This window comes from Achromobacter sp. PD1 (assembly GCF_048541815.1).
Taxonomy (GTDB): Bacteria; Pseudomonadota; Gammaproteobacteria; order Burkholderiales; family Burkholderiaceae_B; genus Achromobacter; species Achromobacter bronchisepticus_A.
This window is the reverse complement of sequence record NZ_CP183349.1, coordinates 967,332-988,239: the sequence shown is the minus strand read 5'-3', so window position 1 is coordinate 988,239 and position 20,908 is coordinate 967,332. Positions and strand designations below refer to the sequence as shown.

Sequence of the window (20,908 nt, the reverse complement as noted above, 5' to 3'; positions counted from 1 at the left end):
CATCAATCGGCGCGCGCCGCGATGCTGATGACCCGGTTGCCCGCATGCAGGCCGCATTCCTTGGAATCCGACGACTCCCACCACCAGCGCCCTGCCCGCAGGTCTTCGCCCGGGCGGATGGCTCGGGTACAGGGTTCGCAGCCGATGGACGGGTAGCCCTGGTCGTGCAACGGGTTGTATGGAATGCCCAGCGCGCGGATGGCGGACCAGACCTCGCCTTCGCTCCATTCGGCCAGCGGATTGAACTTGTAGAGGCCGAAAGCCTGGTCCTCTTCTTCCAGCGGCAGTTCGCCGCGGGTGGTGGATTGCGCCCGCCGCTGCCCTGTGATCCAGGCGCCGCGTCCGGCCAGCGCGCGCTTGAGCGGCTCGACCTTGCGGATCTGGCAACAGGCCTTGCGCAGTTCCACGCTTTCATAGAACGCGTAGGCGCCATGTTCGGCGACGTGCTGCTCGACCGCGGCCGCCACCGGCCGGTACACAGTGACCTCGCGGCCGTAGCGTTCGCGCACGGCGTCCAGCACGCCCAGCGTTTCGGCGTGCAGCCGGCCCGTGTCCAGCGTGAAGACTTCCAGGTCGAGGCCGGCACCGTAGATGGCGTGCGTCAGCAGCATGTCCTCGGCCGCCAGCGAGGACGCCAGCGCGGCGTCCGGATAGCGCCGCTGCACATCGGCCAGGCGCTCGCCCAGATCGCGCCAGCGCGCGGCCAGGCCCGGTTCGAGTTCAGGCAAAAGATCGGTAGTGCTCATGATTGCGTCGCGAAAATGCGCGCCCGCCGCGGACGCGCCAACAGTATTTCGCCATCGCGCAGGCCCAGTTCCCGGTACAGCGACTCGGGCACCTCGGCTTCGATGATGGCGTCGGAATCCTCGCTGGCCAGCTCCAGATAGGCGCTGGGACCCGCAAGAAAGGCGTGCGCCAGGCGCACGGGGATGCCGTCCGCGCCGGCGCGATAGCGTTCGACCTCGAACTCGTGCGGCCGCACGTAGGCGGTGGCGCGTTGCGCTTCGGCCTGCGCCAGCTCCGGCGCGGGCAAGGACAGGCCGGCGCCGTTCCAGATGCCGCGCGTGGCAAAGCCCTGCAACTGGTTGACGTCGCCCAGGAAGCCGTAGACGAAGGGCGTGGCCGGCTCTTCCCAGACCTCGCGCGGCGTGCCGACCTGCTCGATGCGGCCCGAGTTCATCAGCACCACGCGATCCGACACTTCCAGCGCTTCTTCCTGGTCATGGGTGACGAAGACGCTGGCCACGTTCAGCTCGTCATGCAGGCGGCGCAGCCAGCGCCGCAATTCCTTGCGCACCTTGGCGTCCAGCGCGCCGAAAGGTTCGTCCAGCAGCAGCACCCGCGGCTCCACGGCCAGCGCGCGCGCCAGGGCGATACGCTGGCGCTGGCCGCCGGAGAGTTGCGCGGGATAGCGGTCCGCCAGCCAGTCCAGCTGCACCAGTCCCAGCAGGTCATGCACCTTGCGCTGGATCACGTCCTCCGAAGGACGTTGCGAACGGTGCTTGACGCGCAGGCCGAAGGCCACGTTCTCGAACACCGTCATGTGCTTGAACAACGCGTAGTGCTGGAACACGAAACCAACCTGGCGCTGGCGCACGTCCACCGCGGTGGCGTCTTCGCCCGCGAATAGCACGTTGCCGGAATCGGCCGACTCCAGCCCCGCGATGATGCGCAGCAGCGTGGTCTTGCCGCAGCCCGACGGACCCAGCAGCGCGACCAGTTCTCCCGTCTCGATATGCAGCGAGACGTCGTTCAGCGCGCGGAACTGGCCGAAGCGCTTGGATAGATTGCGGACTTCGATGCTCATGCTTATCTCCTGTCAGGCCGCCGCGTCAGGCCAGCGCCGGCTTGATGGCGGCCGGCTGGCCGGGATACTCGACCGGCAGGTCGGCGGCCTGTTGAAAGCGCCCGTTGCGCCACTCGACGATGTTCTTGGCCACCAGCGTCACCAGCGCCAGCAGGGCCAGCAACGACGCCACGGCGAACGCCGCGGAGTACTGGTACTCGTTGTAGAGAATCTCGACGTGCAGGGTCATGGTGTTGGTCAGGCCGCGGATCTGCCCGGACACCACCGACACCGCGCCGAACTCGCCCATGGCCCGCGCGTTGCACAGGATGGCGCCGTACAGCAGGCCCCACTTGATGTTCGGCAGCGTGACGCGCCAGAAGATCTGCCAGCCGTTGGCGCCCAGGGTCAACGCGGCTTGCTCTTCTTCGCTGCCTTGCGCCTGCATCAGCGGGATCAGCTCGCGCGCCACGAACGGAAAGGTCACGAAGAGCGAGGCCAGCACGATGCCCGGCACCGCGTAGACGATCTTGATGTCGTGCGCCTGCAGCCAGCCGCCGAACCAGCCCTGGGTACCGAACAGCAGCACGAATACCAGGCCGGCCACCACCGGCGACACCGAGAACGGCAGATCGATCAAGGTGATCAGGAACTGCTTGCCGCGGAACTGGAACTTGGTGATCGCCCAGGCCGCGGCGACGCCAAACACCAGGTTCACCGGCAGCGCAATGGCCGCCACCAGCAGCGTCAGGCGGATGGCGGACAGCGCGTCCGGCTCGACGATGGCGTCCAGGTACAACTGCCAGCCCTTCTTGAAGGCTTCGGCAAATACCGCCGCCAGCGGCACCAGCAGGAACAGCGCCAGGAATCCCAGCGCGATGAAGAGCAGCACGCCGCGCACCCAGCGCGGCTCGGTCAGATGGGCGGGACGGTCCGCGGCGCTCATGCGAGCCTCCCGAGGTTGCGGCGGGCCTGCCAGCCCTGCAGCAGATTGATGACGAGCAACAGCGCGAAGGACAGCACCAGCATCACCGTGGCGATGGCGGCGGCGCCCGCGTAGTCGAATTCCTCGAGCTTGGCGATGATCAGCAGCGGCGTGATCTCGGACACCATGGGCATATTGCCGGCGATGAACACCACCGAACCGTACTCGCCCACCGCGCGCGCAAACGCCAGCGCGAAGCCGGTCATCAAGGCCGGCATGATGATGGGCAGCAGCACCCGGCGTATGGTCTGCCAGCGGTTGGCGCCCAGGCTGGCCGCGGCCTCCTCGATTTCGCGCTCGACGTCTTCCAGCACCGGCTGCACCGTGCGCACCACGAACGGCACGCCGATGAAGATCAACGCGATCACGATGCCCAGCGGCGTGAACGCCACCTTCCAGCCGAACCAGTCGGCCAGCGGCCCGCCCAGCCAGCCCTTCTGCGAATACAGCGAGGTCAGCGCGATGCCCGCCACCGCCGTGGGCAGCGCGAACGGCAGATCCACCAGCGCATCCAGGATCTTCTTGCCCGGAAAGCGGTAGCGCACCAGCACCCAGGCCACCACCGTGCCGAACACCAGGTTCACCAGCGCCGCGATCAGCGACGCGCCAAAGGTCAGCTTGTACGAGGCCAGCACCCGCGGCGCGGTCACCGCGTCCCAGAAGCCTTGCCAGCCCAGGCTCGCGCTCTTGATCGGCAAGGCCGCCAGCGGAATGAGCACGAGCACGCTGAGGTACAGCACCGCGTAACCCATCGAGATGCCGAATCCGGGCAGCACGCCCGGGCTGTTGCGCCGAAAGGCAAAAGGCGCTTGCGCGCCGTTTGCCGCCGGGTTCGAGGCTGTCGTCATGGCCGTCGTCCGATCATCAAGTGCTTATTTCTTTTGCGGCAGATAGATCTGGTCGAAGGTGCCGCCGTCGCTGAAGTGATCCTTCTGCGCCTTGCGCCAGCCGCCGAAGATCTTGTCGTCGATGGTCACGAGCTTGACCTTGGGAAACTTGCTTTCGTACCTGGCGGCCACGGTCTTGTCGATGGGCCGGTAGTAGTTCTTGGCAATGATTTCCTGCGCAGCGGGCGTGTAGAGGAATTCCAGATATGCCTGCGCCGCCGCACGGGTGCCCTTCTTGTCCACGACCTTGTCGACCACGGCCACCGGCGGCTCGGCCAGGATGGACAGAGACGGCACCACGATGTCGAACTTGTCCGGACCCAGCTCTTCCAGCGCCAGGAAAGCCTCGTTTTCCCAGGCCAGCAACACGTCGCCCACGCCGCGCTCCACGAAGGTGGTGGTGGCGCCGCGCGCGCCGGTGTCCAGCACCGGCACGTGCTTGAGCAGGTCGCCCACGAAGGCGCGCGCCTTTTCCTCGCTGCCGCCGTTCTTCTCCAGCGCATAGGCCCAGGCAGCCAGGTAGTTCCAGCGCGCCCCGCCCGAGGTCTTAGGGTTGGGCGTGATGACCTGCACGCCGTCCTTGACCAGGTCGTCCCAGTCCTTGATCTGCTTGGGGTTGCCCTTGCGCACCAGGAACACGATGGTGGAGGTATATGGCGAGCTGTTCTGCGGCAGGCGGGCCTGCCAATCGGCCGGCAGCAGCCCGCGGTCGGCGACCGCGTCGATGTCATAGGCCAGCGCCAGCGTCACCACGTCGGCCTCCAGCCCGTCGATGACGGAGCGCGCCTGACGGCCCGAACCGCCGTGCGATTGGCGGATGGTCAGGTCGACGTTGGCCTTTTCCTTATATTGCTTGATGAACGCATCGTCGATGGCGCGATACAGCTCGCGGGTCGGGTCATATGAGACATTCAGGAGCGTCTGCTTCTGCTGCGCCTGCGCCGGCGCAATCGCGGCAAACGACATCGTCACTGCGGCCAAGGCGGCCAACCAACCGGCTTTCCTGAAAGACATCCCATGCTCCCTGTGTTCGGCAATGTGGGAGCAAGTGTGCTGGCTGGGCGTTCTGAACGGAACGAATCATTATTTGGTTGCTCATCGCTCGCAGGCATATAGGACCAGCGTCCCAACAATGGAAATCTCCCTTGCCCCCCCTGGCACGCCCAATAAAAAACCGCCGCCTCCCCAAGGGGCAGGCGGCGGTTGCGAAGAGGGTCCAGCCCCTTCGATTGCCGAATTTACTTATTCGGCTGAGGCGTAATGCGCAGATAGGGACGCACGGCCTTGTAGCCCTTCGGGAATTTCTGCTTGATCACGGCCTCGTCCTGCAAGGACGGAACAATGATCACGTCGTCGCCATCTTCCCAGTTCACCGGCGTGGCCACGCTGTGGCTGTCGGTCAGCTGCAGGGAGTCGATGACGCGCAGGATCTCGTTGAAGTTGCGGCCGGTGCTGGCCGGATACGTGATGGTCAGGCGCACCTTCTTGTTGGGGTCGATGATGAACACCGAGCGCACGGTCAGCGTGGCGTTGGCGTTCGGATGGATCATGTCGTAGAGCTCGGACACCTTGCGGTCCTTGTCGGCCAGGATCGGGAAGTTGACCTTGGTGGACTGCGTGTCGTTGATGTCCTCGATCCACTTGGTATGCGAATCGGTGCCGTCCACGGACAGCGCCAGCACCTTCACGTTGCGCTTGGCGAATTCGTCGGCCAGCTTGGCGGTGTAGCCCAGTTCGGTGGTGCAGACGGGCGTGAAATCGGCCGGGTGCGAGAAAAGTACACCCCAGCTGTTGCCCAGATACTCATGGAAGCGGATCGGCCCTGCCGAAGATTCCTGTTCGAAATCAGGGGCGGTGTCGCCCAGGCGTAGATGACTCATGGTGTCTCCTGTGTGCGGATGCAGGTGGGGGGGCTGGCCGCCCGTCGCTGCGGGCGGCGCAGGAAAAGCGTTTCATGGCGCAGGCCAGCGCCTGTGAAACGATTCTTCCATCAAACCTGTAGCTGGGGAAATACGCAAGTCATATAACCTTATGCAATATTCAAGCTGGCGCCGCAGGCGTCCGCCACCACCCCGGCCCGCACCGCCGCCGACAAGGCCAGCGCGCGCGGCAGGATGTGGGCGCCATAGAACAATCCAGTCGCCAGCTTGGCCCCGTAGAACGGATCGGTGGATCCGGCCGCCAGGTGGCGCCGGCAGGCCAGCACGGCGCGCGCCATCTGCCAGCCGCCGTGCACCACTCCGGCCAGCATCAGATAGGGCACGCTGCTGGCGTAGACCGCCCTGATGTTGGTCGGCGATTGCTCCAGGATGAACGCCACGCCGGCCTCGTAGGCCTGGATGGCGCTGTCCAGGTTGTCGCGCAGCAGGCGCAGTCCCTCGCGATCGTCCGCCGACGCACGCGTGGCCTCGTTCTCCACCGCGCGCAGCGTCTCCCGCATCGCCGCGATCGCGGCATGGGCGGTGGCGCCGCCGTCGCGCTGGGTCTTGCGGCTGACCAGGTCATTGGCCTGGATCGCGGTCGTGCCTTCGTAGATGGGCAGGATGCGCGCATCGCGGTAGTACTGCGCGGCCCCGGTTTCCTCGATGTAGCCCATGCCTCCGTGCACCTGCAGGCCCAGGGACGCGACCTCGACCGCGGTCTCGGTCGAGAACCCTTTGACGATGGGCACCATGCATTCGTAGAAAGCCCGGTTGCGCGAGCGCTGCTCGGGATCGGGATGATGCGTGCCCTTGTCGTGCGCGGCCGCGGTCACGTAGGACACGGCGCGCGCCGCCTCGGTCAGCGCCTTCATGGTCATCAGCATGCGCTGCACGTCCGGATGGCGCACGATGGCCACGGGGCCGGGCGACCCTTCCACGGCGCGGCCCTGCACGCGCTCGCGCGCATAGGCCAGGGCATGCTGGCAGGCGCGTTCGGACACGCCTATGCCCTGTTGCCCCACCGAATAGCGGGCGGCATTCATCATGATGAACATGTACTCCAGGCCGCGGTTCTGCTCGCCGACCAGATAGCCGATGGCGCCCTCGCCCACCTCGCCCTTGCCCGAGCCGTACATGAGCACGGCGGTGGGACTGCCATGGATGCCCAGCTTGTGCTCCAGCGATGCGCACCAGACGTCGTTGCGCCTGCCCAGTGTGCCGTCGGCCTGCACCAGGAACTTGGGCACGATGAAAAGCGAAATCCCCTTCACGCCGGCCGGCGCGTCCGGCGTACGCGCCAGCACCAGGTGGATGATGTTCTCGGCAAGGTCATGGTCGCCATAAGTGATGAAGATCTTCTGGCCCGTCAGCCGGTAGCTGCCGTCTTCCTGCTTCACCGCCCGCGTCGCGACTTGGGCCAGGTCCGAACCGGCCTGCGGTTCGGTCAGGTTCATCGTGCCGGTCCACTTGCCGCCGATCAGCTGCGGCACGTATTGCTTGCGCTGCGCGTCCGACCCGACCGTCAGCAAGGCCTCGATCACGCCGTCCGTCAGCATGGGGCACAAGGAAAACGCCAGGCTGGCCGCCTGGATATTCTCGCCCGGTGCCGCCGCGACCAGCTTGGGCAGGCCCTGCCCGCCCCACTCCACCGGATGCTGCAAGCCCTGCCAGCCGCCCGCGGCGTAATCCTTGAATCCCTGCGCGTAGCCCGGGGTAGTGGTGACGCTACCGTCGTTCCAGACCGGCGGCTGCGTATCGCCTGGCACGTTCAATGGCGCCACGGCCTGCTCGACGAAGCGGCCGTTCTCTTCCAGGATGGCGTCTACCAGATCCGGCGTGACTTCTTCGAAGCCGGGCAGTTTCAGGACGTCATCAAGTCCTGCCAGCTTCAAGGCAAAGCGGAAGTCCTGCAGCGGGGTTACGTAGGGCATGGTGTCTCCGAGGGTAGGCCGTCTTCATATTGTTTGGCCTATCTTAAACCCTATGCCCGCCAGGGTCTCTCGACGCCCCCTAGTTCAGATGATGCGCCAGCGACACGATGATCGGACCCAGCACCGGCAGCAGCACGTTGGCGATGGCGTACGTCACCGTGTAGCCAAGTAGCGGCACTGAACTGCCGCTGGAGGTCAGGATGGCGCTGATGGCCGGCGTGCTGACGTGCTGACCGGCGATGGCGCCGACCAGCAAGGGACCTTCGATCTTCAGGATCTTGTGGCCCAGCCACAGCGACAGGCAGGCCGGCCCCAACGACACCAGCAGGCCGATGAGCGGCAGCACCGCGCCATGCTCGCGGATCAGCGCGATGGCTTCCGGCCCCGCCGACAAGCCCACGCAAGCCACGAACACCGCCAGCCCCAGATCCTTCAGCAACTGCACGGCATGGTCCGGCATGTGGCCTATCGAGGGCCGCTTGGCGTTGATCCAGCCGCAGACCAGGCCGCTGACCAGCGCCCCGCCGCCGCTGCCCAGCGACACGGGGATGCCCCAGAGCCGCGCGCTCAGGCTGCCGATCAGCAAGCCGGCCAGAATGCCGAAAGCCAGGAACACCAGATCGGTCACGCCGCTGCGCCGCAACTCGTTGCCCAGCGCCGCGCCGGCCTGGGACAGTTCGGGCTCGGCGCCGACCAGCGTCACCAGGTCGCCATACTGCACCACGGTGGCTGGCGTGATCGGCAAGGAATGGCCGGAGCGTACGATGGACTGCAGGAACACGCCGCGCGCGCGTTGGGCGTTGGGCCGCTTCGCCAATTCGCCTACGGTATGGCCGTTGACGGTCTTCTTGCTGACGATGACGGCCAGCTCGCTCAGCTGCAAGTCGTCGGCGTGCGCCTCCGGCAGCTGGATTTCGGGTCCGATGACGGAACCCGCGCGCAGCGCGAAGCGCCGCAGGCCCAGCACCACCACGATGTCGCCCGTGGCCAGCGTGTCGCCGGGCGTGGCGTCGACTGCCTCGCCATTGCGCAGGATGCGGCTGATGACCGTGCGTCCGCCCAGCGCGGCCTCCACTTCAGCCACGCTTTTGCCATCAGCGTCCTTGACCACGTGCGAGCGTCCCACCAGCCGCGGCAAGGTGGGCATGTTCGATTCTTCGCCTTCGCCGGCCGCCACGCCGAGCTTTTCCTCCAGCGCCTTGGAGGCTTCGCGCAGATTCATGCGCAGCAGCGCCGGGGCGATCTGGCTGGTGAAGAACACGATGCTGATCAAGCCGACCAGATAAGTCAGCGTATAGGCCGTGGCGATGTTGGCTTCCAGGCGCTGGACCTCGGCGTCCGCCAGGCCCAGGTGCTTGAGCGCCTCGGCAGCCGTCCCGACCACGGCCGATTCAGTCGCCGCGCCTGCCGCAAGACCCGCCGCCGTTCCCGCATCCAGGCCGAACAGCGGCACCGCGGTCAGCACGATCGCCAGCACCAGCAAGGCTTCGATCAGCGGCAGCGCGATATACCGCAGGCTGGAGCGGTTCAGGTTGGCGAAGAACTGCGGCCCGCCCGAGTACCCCATCGCGAATATGAACAGGGCGAAGGCGACTTCCTTCAGGTCGCCGCGCATCTGGCAGCCGGTCTGGCCGATCAGCAGGGCGACGATGAGTGTTCCGCACACTCCGCCCAGCTGGATCGGCCCGACTTTGAGCTTGCCGATCAGGTATCCCAAGCCCACCGTCACGAACAGCACTGCGATGGGAACGCTATTGAAAAACCCGACCGTGCAAGTCATGTCGTCATGTCGCCCTGGAGGTTGCTGCCCGGCCCGCCTACTTGCGCGCCGCGGCCTTCTTGGCGGATTTCGCCGCCGTGCCGGCCTTCTTCACCGCTTTCTTCACCGCCTTCTTGGCCGCCGCGGTCTTGCCTGCGCTGCGCTTGGCCGCGGATGCCTTCACCGTCTGGCCCTTACCGGCCTTCGGGCCCGAACGCACCAGCTCGCCAGCCTTCCAGGCCTCGACGTACTCGGTCGCGGCTTCGACCATGTGCTTGCCGATCTTGGCGTAGTCGCCGTCGTCCAGGTTCGCCAGCGACACGCGGATCGACCACGGCGGGCCGCCAAAGCCGCCGCCGTCCATCAGCACCACGCCGGATTTTTCCGCCAGGCGGAACAGGAAGTCGACCGGCTCGTAGTTGGACATCATGTACTTGCAGAACGCGTCCCCGTACGTGATCTTGGCCCAGACCATGAAATCCAGCTCGACGTAGTACCAGGCGCGCATCGGATCTTCGGGCGGCATGGGTATGCCCAGGCCGCGCCACAAGGCATCGCGGCGCGCACGTACGATCTTCATCGTCAGGTGCTTGTAGGAGTCCTTCAGATCCATCAGGTGCGACAGCGCGAAGAACCCCATCTGCACCTGCTGCGGCAAGGACAGGCCCGCGGTGTGGTTCAGCGCGACGTTGCGGCTGTCGGCCACCAGCCGGTCGATGAACTTGAGCTTTTCGGGCTCCATCGTCATGGCGCCGTAGCGCTTGTTCAGGCGCTGTTTCCAGGACGCGGGCAGCTCGGCGATGCGGCGGTCCATGGTGTTCTTTTCATGGGTCGCGATCACGCCCAGGCGCCATCCCGTGCAGCCGAAGTTCTTCGAGAACGAGTACACGCATATGGTGTTGTGCGGCACTTCAGCCATCAGCGAGCGGAAGTTCGGCACGAAGGTGCCGTACACGTCGTCCGTCACCAGCACCAGATCCGGGTTCTTGCGGATGAGGCGCACGATCTGCTTCATCTCGACCGGGCTGAACGCCACCGACGGCGGATTGCTGGGGTTGACCGTGACCGCCAGCTTGATCTTGGGATTTTCCAGCTTGGCGATTTCAGACGCCGGATAGTGCCAATCATGGGTGCCGTCGGCCCGCAGGCTGCTGGCGTTGATCGGCACGATCTTGAACTGGAAGCGCTCCAGATGCGAGATCTCGATATAGGGCGTGAAGGTCGGCAGGAACAGCGCGATGGTGTCGCCCTGCTTGAGCAGGCCGTTCTGCATCAGCGAATCGAAGATGTAGCACATGGCCGCCGTGCCGCCTTCGACCGGGAACAGGTCGAACTTGCCCTTGGGCGGACGGCCGTCGCACATTTCCTTGATCAGGTAATCGTGCACGATCTGTTCAAGATGGACCAGCGCGCGCGGCGGCACGGGATAGTTGTCGCCGATGATGCTGTCCGTCAGCTCATGGACCCACGCGTCGGGGTCGAAACCCTTGACCTTGACGCCATACTCCAGCACGCCGACCAGGAAATCGTAGCCGTCCATGCCTTTGTGCTTGGCCAGGAACTTGCGCATCCGGTCGGCGCAGCCCTTCTTGGCCGGCATGCCTGCCAGGATGGATTCGTCGCGCACGCGGCGCGCTTCCTTCATTGCGAACTGGCCCATCAGGAAGAAGGCGTCGCGCGGTTCGGTGGCGATCCAGTTCGGGTTGCCGCGGCCCGCGTTCAACATGGTGATGGCGGCGGTGTGCTGGTTGTCCTTGGCCAGCGTGATCAGATAGTCCTTGAGTTCAAACGGAGAAAGCTGTTCGAGGTCGCGCTGGCGCGAGCGGGTGGTTTTCAAGGCCGAAGCCAGGCTGACGGTAAGAGGCGTGGTGGAAGCCATTGTTCAGTACTCCTGGTTTGCATGGTGACAGGCGCTGGACGTCGCCGGCCGGGCCGGCGCGCTTGCAAAACGCCCCGCAAGCACGGGGCTTGCGGGGCGTTTTGCTAGGACATGAGCATGACGATGACAATCCCCCAAATGATGAGCAGGGTATTGCCGATGGCGTAAGGAACCGTGTAGCCCAGGGCGGGCACCTGGCTCTTCGCCGTTTCGGTGATCTGGCCGATGGCCGCGGTGGTGGTCCGGGCTCCGGCGCAGACTCCCAATGCAATGGCGGGATGGAACTTGAATACATACCGCGCAATGTATACGCCCACGATCATCGGCACGCTGGTGGCGATGATGCCCGCGATGAATAGCTTGGCGCCCAGTTGCTGGAAGCCCAGCACGAATCCCGGCCCTGACGATATGCCCACGACCGCAACGAACGTCGTCAGCCCCACCGATGTCAGGAACCAGTGCACCGGTTCCGGCACCCGGCCGAAGGTCGGATGCACCGAGCGCAGATAGCCGAAGATCAGGCCGGAAATCAGCGCGCCGCCGGAGGTCGACAAGGTGACGGGAACGCCGCCCACGGTCAGCACCAGCGAGCCGAACAGGCCGCCGAGCAGGATGCCGAAACCGACGAAGACCATGTCGGTCTGGCTGGTGGCGCGGTCGACGTAGCCCAGCTTGCCCACCACGCGCTCGACGTCGCGCTTGGCGCCCAGCACGAACAGGCGGTCGCCGCGGTCCAGCTTCAGCCCCCAGTTGATCGGCATGTCGTGGCCGCCGCGCACGACCTTGCGCAGGAACACGCCGCGGCCCAGTTCGCGGCCGACTTCGCTGTCCGCGATTTCCTTGATGGTCTTGCCGGCAATGTTCTTATTGGTCAGCACGACCTCGACGACCTCGGCGGGCATGCTGATGAGGTCGCGGTCCTCGACCTCGGTGCCGATGATGCCGGCGGCCTGGGTGACCAGCGCGTCATGCCGGCCGGTAATGCCTAACACGTCGCCCTGCTGCAACACCGTCTTGCCATCGCTGTCGATGACCTGGTCGCCGCGCCGGATGCGCTCCACGAACACGCGGGCCTCGACGAAGCGGGACTCCAGCTCTCCCACCGTCTTGCCGGCGAACTCGGCGTTGTCCAGCTTGTAGGCGCGCGCGGTGAACTTGCGATAACCGGACAGCTCCATCGAGTCGGCGCCGCCGGACATCTTGGCTTCGTATTCCCGGCACTCCTTGACGATGTCCACGCGCATCAGCTTCGGCCCCAGCGAGGCCAGCAGCCAGGCGCTTCCGACCGTGCCGAAGATGTAGCAGACCGCGTAGGCGACAGGAATGCTGTCGATCCATTTCTTTTTGGTGGCTGCGTCTATGCCGAGGCCGTTGATGGTGTCCGTCGCCACGCCCATGACCGCGGAAATGGTTTGGGCTCCGGACAACAAGCCTGCGCCAGTGCCGGCATCGAAGCCGAAGCCTACGGCTGTCGCCCATGTCACCAGCAGGCAGATCACGCACAGAATGACGGCGAAGATGACCTGCGGAAGGCCATCGCTTTTCATACCCCGGAAGAACTGCGGTCCGACGCCGTAACCCAGACCGAAGAGAAAGAGCAGGAAGAAGACCTGCTTGAGGACGGGAGCGATCGTGATATTGAGCTGCCCCACCAGCACGCCTACCAGCAGCGTTCCGGTCACGGCTCCCAGATTGAATCCGAAAATCTTCTTGGCGCCTATCCAGTACCCGAGACCGAGGGTAAGGAATATCGCAAGTTCCGGATATTTTCGCAGAGTGTCAAAGAACCATTCCATCCCGAATCTCCTTCGTTCTGTACAGGTCAAGCACTTGCGCGTATCTAGCTGCGCGCGGAACACATTATCAGAATCTTTCGAGAAATCAAAAGATTTGGAACACTGAAATCACAAGATGTGTAGTCCTCGCGTCGAAAAATAAAAAAGCCCGCCAGCGCAAAGCTGGCGGGCCCTTCAAATACAACAGCGCGTAAGGCTTACAGCGCGCCGGTCAGTTCGGGCACGACCTGGAACAGATCGCCCACCAGGCCATAATCGGCCACGCCGAAGATCGGCGCTTCCGGATCCTTGTTGATGGCCACGATGACCTTCGAATCCTTCATGCCGGCCAAGTGCTGGATGGCACCCGAGATACCAACCGCCACATACAGCTGCGGCGCGACGATCTTGCCGGTCTGACCGACTTGCCAGTCGTTAGGCGCGTAGCCGGCGTCGACCGCGGCGCGCGAGGCGCCCAGCGCCGCGCCCAGCTTGTCGGCCAGCGGATCCAGGATCTTGAAGTTCTCGGCGCTGCCCAGGCCGCGGCCGCCGGAGACGACGACGCGCGCGCCAGCCAGTTCCGGACGGTCGCTCTTGGCGACTTCGCGGCCCACGAAAGTGGACAGGCCCGAATCGGCCACGGCGGCGACTTCTTCCACCGCACCCGAACCACCTTGCGCGGCCACGGCGTCAAAGCCGGTGGTGCGCACGGTGATGACCTTGACGGCGTCGGCCGACTGCACGGTGGCAATGGCGTTGCCGGCGTAGATCGGGCGCTGGAAGGTATCGGCCGATTCCACGCCGATGATGTCGGAGATCTGCGCCACGTCCAGCTTGGCGGCCACGCGCGGGGCCACGTTCTTGCCCGAGGCGGTCGCGGGGAACAGGATGTGGCTGTAGCCCGAGGCCACGGCCAGCACCTGGGCGGCGACGTTCTCGGCCAGGCCGTCGGCCAGTTGCGGCGCGTCGGCCAGCAGGACCTTGGCGACGCCCGCGGCGGCGGCGGCCTGGTCGGCCACGGCGCGCGCGTTGGCGCCGGCGACCAGCACGTGCACGTCGCCTCCGATCTTGGCGGCGGCGGCGACGGCGTTCAGGGTTGCGCCCTTGAGCTGGGCGTTATCGTGTTCGGCAATAACCAGCGTCGTCATGTTCAGACCACCTTCGCTTCGTTCTTGAGTTTGTCCACCAGGGCCGCGACATCGGCCACCTTGATGCCGGCCTTGCGAGCGGGCGGCTCGCTGACCTTCAGCGTCTTCAGGCGCGGCGCGGCGTCCACACCCAGTTCTTCCGGCGTGACGGTGTCCAGCTGCTTCTTCTTGGCCTTCATGATGTTGGGCAGCGTGACGTAGCGCGGCTCATTCAGGCGCAGGTCGGTGGTGACGATGGCGGGCAGCTTGAGCGTCAGCGTTTCCAGGCCGCCGTCGACTTCGCGCGTGACCGTGACCTTGCCGTCGGCCAGCTCGACCTTGCTGGCGAACGTGGCTTGCGGCCAGTCCAGCAGCGCGGCCAGCATCTGGCCGGTCTGGTTGGCATCGTCGTCGATGGCTTGCTTGCCCAGGATCACCAGCTGCGGCTGTTCCTTGTCGACCAGCGCCTTCAGCAGCTTGGCCACGGCCAGCGGCTGCAGTTCGGCATCGGTCTGGACCAGCACGCCGCGGTCGGCGCCGATGGCCATGGCCGTGCGCAGCGTTTCCTGGCATTGCGCAACGCCGCAAGAAACCGCCACGACTTCAGCCACGGCGCCCTTTTCCTTCAGGCGGGTCGCTTCTTCGACGGCGATTTCGTCAAAGGGGTTCATGGACATCTTCACATTGGCGATATCCACGCCGGTTTGATCAGACTTGACGCGCACCTTGACGTTGTAGTCAACGACGCGTTTGACAGGTACCAAAACCTTCATCCCGCTGCCTCCAAATGGAAAATAATTACCCGGCATGCGCCGGGATCGCATTGCACAATTTTTTCTCGATTCTACAGCTTCGCCAGCGCTCGTATATGGGCGACCACGCTGCGGCCCAGGGCGGACAAGTTGTAACCGCCTTCCAGCGTGCTGACGATGCGCCCCTGGCAGTGGCGCTCGGCCACCTCCACGAGCTGTTCTGTTATCCAGGCGTAATCGGCCTCGACCAGGCCCATCTGGCCCATGTCGTCCTCGCGGTGCGCGTCGAAACCGGCCGATACCAGGATCAGCTCGGGCCGGTGCGCTTCCAGCGCCGGCAGCCAGGTATCGGTGACGATGGCCCTGACCGCGGCCCCGCCGGTATACGCGGCCACGGGCACGTTCAGCATGTTCGAAGCGGGATTCTCGGCGCCGCTATTGGGAAAGAACGGGTGCTGGAAGAAGCTGCACATCAGCACGCGGTCGTTGCCGGCGAAGATGTCTTCGGTGCCGTTGCCGTGGTGCACGTCGAAATCGACGATGGCGACCCGCGACAGGCCGTGGAAGTCCAGCGCATGCTGCGCCGCAATAGCGACGTTGTTCAGAAAGCAGAATCCCATGGCCTGGGAACGGCAGGCGTGATGCCCTGGGGGCCTCACCGCGCAGAAGGCCGTGCGGGCCTCTCCGCCCATCACCGCGTCCACCGCGGCCACCCCTGCCCCAGCCGCGTAAAGCGCGGCTTCGTAGGTGTGGGGGTTCATCAGCGTATCCGGATCGATAGGGAAATACCCTTGCTCCGGTGTATGTTCGCGCAAACTGTTCAGATACTGGACAGTGTGCACCCGCAATATGTCATGGCGGGATGCCTGCGGCGCCTGGCGGTCGTCCAGGTAAGGCATCAAGCCGCTGGCCAGCAACTGGTCTGAAATGGCGTCCAGCCTCTGGGGGCTTTCGGGATGCCAACTGCCCATTTCATGCAGGCGGCATGCCGGGTGGGTAAGATACATGGTCTCCATAAGGAAGATTATGTTCATCTGTCGGCGATTACTGCAACTCGGAACGCTCTCCGCCCTGCTGGCGGGCTGCTCCACCACCGCCCCCTCTGCACCCAACACCGTCGCCGGCCAGCCGGCTGCCGAATCAACCCCGGCCCCCATCCGCATCGGACCCAGTGCGCCGACACCTGGATCCGAACTGGCGGACGACGCTCCCGCCGCGCTGGCCGCCAATGGCACGTTGCGGCCTGAAGTCCGCACTTTCGTGGAAAACCTGGCCACCGAGCGCCAGCTGCCGCTGGACCCCATGGTCGCCGCGCTGGCCGGGTCGCGCTACAACGCCACCGTCGCGCGCCTGATCGCGCCATCGCCCCCGGGCAAAAAGATCTGGCGCAGTTGGCTGACCTACCGCTCGCGCTTTGTCGAACCCAAGCGCATCGGCTGGGGCGTGGAGTTCTACAACGAGAACCGCGACCTGCTCAATCAGGCGGCGCAGCGCTTCGGCGTGCCGGCGCCGGTGATCGCGTCCATCATCGGCGTGGAAACGCTGTACGGCCGCAATATGGGCAATTTCCGCGTGCTGGATGCGCTGACCACGCTGGCCTTCGACTATCCGGACCCCGCCAAACCCGAACGCGCCACCATGTTCCGCGGCCAACTCGCCGACTTCCTGACCCTGGTCATGAAAGACAAGCTGGACCTGGAAACCCGCGGCTCGTACGCGGGCGCCATCGGCATGCCCCAGTTCATGCCCACCAGCGTCATGCATTACGCGGTGGACGGCGACGACAACGGCCACATCGACCTGAGCAACAACACCCGCGACGCCATCATGTCCGTGGGCAGCTTCCTGTCGCAGCACGGCTGGCAGCGCGGCCTGCCGGTGTTCGCTCCGGTGGTGCTGCCCGCGGATCCCGCGCCCCTGGTCGACGGCGGACTGGAACCCAAGCAAAGCTGGGGCACGCTCACCGCGGCCGGCGCCCGCCTGCAGCCTGGCGCATCGGCCGCTGGCTGGGGCAGCCAGCCGCTGGGCGTGGTCGACCTGGTCGAGGAAGCCCGGGGCACGGCGCAATACCGCGTCGGCACGCCCAACTTCTTCGCGCTCACCAAGTACAACCGCAGCTACTTCTACGCGACCTCCGTGGCGGATCTGGCAAGCGAGATCGAAGCGCGCGTAGGCCGCTGACGGCCCTGGGACCGCGGCGCCAAGCGCCGCGGTCTGCTTTACACCGTCGCGACGGGCGTCACGGGCGAACCCACGGCGCCAGGCAGGTTCAGCGGCGGCGCCGTCAGCAGGAAGCGGCTGCGGCCGTTGGCCGTGAGCCAGCGCGCAAGCGCCCCCAGGTACCACATCTCGCCTATCGGCAGGCCCAGCTTGAAGATGCAGTGGTGGTGCAAGGGCAGCGCCGCGCAGCAGGCATTGGGCTTCCGCGTGGGATAGATTTCCAGCGCGTGGTTGTCCGAAGCCATGGCCGCCACCTTCGAGTCGGTGATCCACTGCAGCAGCTTCTCGTCGCTGCCGTCCAGGCCGGCGCAGATCTCGTGCAGCGTATGGGGATCCGGCTCGCGGTTCTTTTCCAGCAGGGCGTCGCCGAATTCCGTATGGAACAGCACGATATCGCCCTGCTCGATCTCGATCCGGTCTGCTTCCAGGATGCGCATCAGATCGTCGTAGCCGACCGACTTCTGCTCCCGGCCGTAATGGCGCGCCAGGTCAACCATCACGCCCCGAGTCTGAAGGCAGGATTCGGCCAGTTGGGTGATGTCCAGCTTCTTGGCGTTGGAGGCCGGCCCCTGACCCAGGTCGGTCTTGGCGTAGCCATTGTCCACGTCGTAGTCCACCGGCCCCACCACGTGCTCGTTGGGCCGGTAGCCGTTGTAGTAGACGCGCTCGGGCAGGCCGTCGCCGTTGGCGTCGAACAGCGCGCCCACGTGAGCCAGCGAATCCCATTGCGTCGAATACTGCAGGCTCATTTCGACGATGTCATCGCTGAGCACGTCGACGCAGCCGGGGCGCAGGCGCCCCAGCGGAAAATTCAGATACTGGTCGCCGTCCCTCTCGGTAGGCCGCAGCTTGGGCGGATGACGCCGCACGTTCACGCCGTTGCCGCCCGGGTAATCCAGCGGCAGCGACAGGCAAAAGCTCAGTCCTTCGCGGACTTCCCGCATGCCGCTCAGCACGTTCGCGGGGGTGATGTAATTCAGGCAGCCTCGCTGGTCGTCAGGCCCGAAATCTCCCCAGTTCGATCCCTCAGGACGGTTCTTCCATCTCATGCGTTGCAACTCCTGGTCGATTGAATGCTGTTTGACATAAATTTATCACGTATAGGATACTAACATCATGGATGTGAAAACTGCTGGCCGAGTGCTGGATGTGCTGAACCTCTTCGCCGAGGCGCAGAAGCCCCTGCTGTACAGCGAGATCGCTGCCCAGATGGGGATACCGCTGTCGAGCTGTCATGGGCTGCTGAAGACCATGGTGGCGCGCGGCTATCTCTATGAAATCGGCAAGAAGCACGGCTATTACCCGACCCAGAAACTGATCCACGTGGCCACCCTGATCTGCCATAGCGACCCGCTGAACGCGGTGATCGAGCCGGTGCTGGCCCGGGTGCGGGACCTGACGGGCGAGACGGCCTTGCTGGCCAAGCTGGCCGACGACAAGGTCGTGTACCTGATCGTTGCCGAGTCCAAGCAGACCATCCGCTTCTCGCACCAGCCGGGCGGCTTCAAGGCGGTGCACGCCACCAGCTCCGGCAAGGCGCTGCTATCGGTGCTGTCGCAGGAAGAGCGGCAGAAATGGTTCAAGGCCTACAGCGGCTTTGCCGCCTATACGGACAGCACGCTCACCAGCCAGGAGGCCTTCGACCGCGACCTGGAAGCGGGCGTGGCGCGCGGCTGGCAGCGCTCGGTGGGCGAGAACGTGGAAGACGTGATGTCCATTTCGCTCGGATTCCGGGCATACGAACAACCCTTTGCCATCGTGGTGGCCGGCCCGCTGAGCCGGATGCTGAAGAACGAAGCCACCACGGGGAAACAGCTGGCCGAGGTCAAGGCGATGCTGCAAGCAGCGCTGCCCTCGGCCAATCTCACCTTTGTAGGAGTAGACAGTAGATGAACAAACGCACCTTCCTCGCCGCGGCCTGCTCGGCCATCGCCACGGCGGCCTTGCCGGCAGCGACCGCCTATGCTCAGGCGGACTATCCGGACAAGCCCATCCGCGTGATCATGCCTTGGGCGGCAGGAGGACCGACGGACGTGGTCGGCCGCCTGATCGCGGTCCAGATGGGCGAGATCCTGGGTCAGCCGCTGGTGATCGAAACCCGCGCCGGGGCCAGCGGCACCATAGGCACGGCCCAGGTTGCCAAGGCGCCGGCCGACGGCTACACCTTGCTGATGAACCCGTCGGTGCAGGGCATCTATCCGGCTCAATTCAAGAATCTGAGCTTCGACCCGATCAAGGACTTCAAGATGGTGGGCGTGCTGGGCACGGTGCCGATGGTGGCCGTCGTCCCGCCCAACTCCAAGTTCAAGACCTTCGGCGAACTGATCAAGCAGGGCCAGGCCCAGCCCGGCTCGCTGACCTTCGCCTCCCCCGGCGTCGCCACCTTGCCGCACCTGGCGGGCGAGCTGATCAATACCTCCACCAAGGCCAAGATCACCCACGTCGGCTACCGCGGCAGCAGCCCGGCCCTGACCGACGTCGCGGGCGGCCATGTGGACCTGATGTACGCGCCGCTGGCGCCGGCCTTGCCGCTGATCCAGAGCGGCAAGATCCGCCCGATCGCCGTGACGACCAAGACCCGCCTGGCCGAACTGCCCGACGTGCCGACCATCGCGGAAAGCGTCCTGCCCGGTTTCGACATCGTCACCTGGTACGGCATGTGGGCCCCGAAAGATACGCCGCAGCCCATCATCGCCAAGCTGAACAAGGTCATGATCGAAGCCTCGCAATCGCCCAAGGTGGTTGAAGCGCTGAAGTCGCAAGGCACCCTGCCCAGCACCATGAGCTACCAGGAAGCCGAAGCCTTCAACCTCGCGGAAAGCGAGCGTTGGATCAAGGTGATGCAGGACGCCGGCATCCAGCCCGAATAAGCGCGCAAGAAACGAGGGCGCCCGGCGCGCCCGTCCAATGAAAAACCGCCATGCCCGGCAAACCCGGCATGGCGGTTTTATTCTGCCCGAAGGCGATCAGGCGTTCAGTTGAAGACGCCCGTGGACAGGTAGCGGTCGCCGCGGTCGCATACGATGAACACGATGGTGGCGTCGTTGACGCGTTCGGCCACGCGCAGGGCGGCGATCAGCGCGCCCGCCGAGGAAATTCCACCGAAGATGCCCTCTTCCGCCGCCAGCCGGCGCGCCATCTGTTCGGCCTCGGCCTGTTCGATGGATTCGTAGGCGTCCACCCGGCTGCGATCGAAGATCTTGGGCAGGTAGGCTTCGGGCCACTTGCGGATGCCCGGGATCGACGATCCTTCGGCGGGCTGCGCGCCCACCACCTGCACCGCGGGATTGCGCGATTTCAGGTAGGTCGACACGCCCATGATGGTGCCGGTGGTGCCCATGGCGCTCACGAAGTGGGTGACGCGGCCTTCAGTCTGGTTCCAGATTTCCGGCCCGGTGGTTTCGATGTGGGCGCGGGGATTGTCGGGGTTGGCGAACTGGTCCAGCACCAGCCCGCGGCCGTCCGCCTGCATGGCGGATGCCAGGTCGCGGGCATATTCCATGCCGCCCTTGTCCGCCGGCGTCAGGATCAGCTCGGCGCCATAGGCCGTCATGGCCGCGCGGCGCTCCACCGAAAGATTGTCCGGCATGATCAGAATCATGCGGTAGCCGCGCATGGCGGCGGCCATGGCCAGCGCAATGCCGGTATTGCCGCTGGTCGCCTCGATGAGGGTGTCGCCCGGCTTGATGTCGCCGCGCTCTTCCGCGCGAGCGATCATCGACAGGGCCGGACGGTCCTTCACGGAGCCGGCAGGGTTGTTGCCCTCCAGCTTGGCCAGGATGACATTGCCCCGGGCGGCGCCCGCGGCCCCGGGAATGCGCTGCAGGCGCACCAGCGGCGTGTTGCCGACGGTTTGCTCGATAGTGGGATAGGTAGTAGTCATGC

Annotated in this window: 18 protein-coding genes; 3 read left to right on the top strand and 15 right to left on the bottom strand. The window is 65.3% G+C overall.

The genetic code is table 11. From position 1 onward, the window contains the following. Window positions 1-2: 2 nt before the first annotated feature. From ACM1PE_RS04515 to ACM1PE_RS04455, 13 genes are all read right to left on the bottom strand, one after another. On the bottom strand, window positions 3-746 hold the full coding sequence (locus ACM1PE_RS04515) for a phosphoadenylyl-sulfate reductase (RefSeq protein ID WP_118933401.1): 744 nt from the start codon (window positions 744-746) through the stop codon (window positions 3-5). Continuing rightward, window positions 743-1,807, bottom strand: a complete 1,065-nt coding sequence (locus ACM1PE_RS04510) for a sulfate/molybdate ABC transporter ATP-binding protein (protein WP_419342611.1) — start codon at window positions 1,805-1,807, stop codon at window positions 743-745. The genes ACM1PE_RS04515 and ACM1PE_RS04510 overlap by 4 nt, the downstream gene beginning before the upstream one ends. A gap of 25 nt (window positions 1,808-1,832) precedes the next feature. Further along, entirely contained in the window at window positions 1,833-2,732 is a 900-nt protein-coding gene (gene cysW / locus ACM1PE_RS04505; RefSeq protein WP_419342610.1) for a sulfate ABC transporter permease subunit CysW, read from the bottom strand. Then, a complete protein-coding gene (gene cysT / locus ACM1PE_RS04500) occupies window positions 2,729-3,619 on the bottom strand; it encodes a sulfate ABC transporter permease subunit CysT (RefSeq protein WP_059379319.1) in 891 nt (296 codons plus the stop codon). The genes cysW and cysT overlap by 4 nt, the downstream gene beginning before the upstream one ends. A 24-nt stretch (window positions 3,620-3,643) precedes the next feature. Then, window positions 3,644-4,624 carry a sulfate ABC transporter substrate-binding protein gene (locus tag ACM1PE_RS04495; RefSeq protein ID WP_223283434.1) on the bottom strand — a complete coding sequence of 327 codons (981 nt, stop codon included), beginning with the start codon at window positions 4,622-4,624 and terminating at the stop codon, window positions 3,644-3,646. Between the two features lie 272 nt (window positions 4,625-4,896). Next, the gene (locus ACM1PE_RS04490; protein ID WP_042792543.1) at window positions 4,897-5,538 is read right to left on the bottom strand and encodes a peroxiredoxin; all 642 of its coding nucleotides are present in this window, start codon (window positions 5,536-5,538) and stop codon (window positions 4,897-4,899) included. 149 nt (window positions 5,539-5,687) lie between these two features. After that, the gene (locus ACM1PE_RS04485) at window positions 5,688-7,511 is read right to left on the bottom strand and encodes an acyl-CoA dehydrogenase (protein ID WP_419342609.1); all 1,824 of its coding nucleotides are present in this window, start codon (window positions 7,509-7,511) and stop codon (window positions 5,688-5,690) included. 79 nt (window positions 7,512-7,590) lie between these two features. Further along, window positions 7,591-9,291, bottom strand: coding sequence for an aspartate-alanine antiporter (aspT, locus tag ACM1PE_RS04480; RefSeq protein WP_059379322.1), 1,701 nt, complete (start codon window positions 9,289-9,291; stop codon window positions 7,591-7,593). A gap of 37 nt (window positions 9,292-9,328) precedes the next feature. After that, window positions 9,329-11,149, bottom strand: coding sequence for a bifunctional aspartate transaminase/aspartate 4-decarboxylase (locus ACM1PE_RS04475; RefSeq protein WP_059379323.1), 1,821 nt, complete (start codon window positions 11,147-11,149; stop codon window positions 9,329-9,331). Between the two features lie 104 nt (window positions 11,150-11,253). Beyond that, window positions 11,254-12,945, bottom strand: a complete 1,692-nt coding sequence (gene aspT / locus ACM1PE_RS04470) for an aspartate-alanine antiporter (protein WP_419342608.1) — start codon at window positions 12,943-12,945, stop codon at window positions 11,254-11,256. Window positions 12,946-13,142: 197 nt separating this feature from the next. Next, entirely contained in the window at window positions 13,143-14,072 is a 930-nt protein-coding gene (locus tag ACM1PE_RS04465) for an electron transfer flavoprotein subunit alpha/FixB family protein (RefSeq protein WP_054450918.1), read from the bottom strand. A 2-nt stretch (window positions 14,073-14,074) separates the two neighbouring features. Continuing rightward, window positions 14,075-14,824, bottom strand: a complete 750-nt coding sequence (locus tag ACM1PE_RS04460) for an electron transfer flavoprotein subunit beta/FixA family protein (RefSeq protein WP_013392406.1) — start codon at window positions 14,822-14,824, stop codon at window positions 14,075-14,077. Between the two features lie 71 nt (window positions 14,825-14,895). Beyond that, window positions 14,896-15,819, bottom strand: coding sequence for a histone deacetylase family protein (locus ACM1PE_RS04455; RefSeq protein ID WP_187524001.1), 924 nt, complete (start codon window positions 15,817-15,819; stop codon window positions 14,896-14,898). A gap of 10 nt (window positions 15,820-15,829) precedes the next feature. Here ACM1PE_RS04455 and mltB point away from each other — a divergent pair, with 10 nt between their 5' ends. Continuing rightward, on the top strand, window positions 15,830-16,984 hold the full coding sequence (mltB, locus tag ACM1PE_RS04450; RefSeq protein WP_059379325.1) for a lytic murein transglycosylase B: 1,155 nt from the start codon (window positions 15,830-15,832) through the stop codon (window positions 16,982-16,984). Between the two features lie 38 nt (window positions 16,985-17,022). Here mltB and ACM1PE_RS04445 read toward each other — a convergent pair whose 3' ends face one another. Next, entirely contained in the window at window positions 17,023-18,072 is a 1,050-nt protein-coding gene (locus tag ACM1PE_RS04445) for a cyclase family protein (protein WP_419342607.1), read from the bottom strand. Between the two features lie 67 nt (window positions 18,073-18,139). Here ACM1PE_RS04445 and ACM1PE_RS04440 point away from each other — a divergent pair, with 67 nt between their 5' ends. Next, on the top strand, window positions 18,140-18,916 hold the full coding sequence (locus ACM1PE_RS04440; protein WP_059379327.1) for an IclR family transcriptional regulator: 777 nt from the start codon (window positions 18,140-18,142) through the stop codon (window positions 18,914-18,916). Continuing rightward, on the top strand, window positions 18,913-19,893 hold the full coding sequence (locus ACM1PE_RS04435) for a Bug family tripartite tricarboxylate transporter substrate binding protein (RefSeq protein ID WP_118933407.1): 981 nt from the start codon (window positions 18,913-18,915) through the stop codon (window positions 19,891-19,893). Before ACM1PE_RS04440 ends, ACM1PE_RS04435 begins: the two co-directional genes overlap by 4 nt. A 104-nt stretch (window positions 19,894-19,997) precedes the next feature. Here ACM1PE_RS04435 and cysM read toward each other — a convergent pair whose 3' ends face one another. Then, window positions 19,998-20,906: a cysteine synthase CysM gene (gene cysM / locus ACM1PE_RS04430; protein ID WP_059379329.1), complete on the bottom strand. Its 909-nt coding sequence runs from the start codon at window positions 20,904-20,906 to the stop codon at window positions 19,998-20,000. Between the last annotated feature and the right edge of the window lie 2 nt (window positions 20,907-20,908).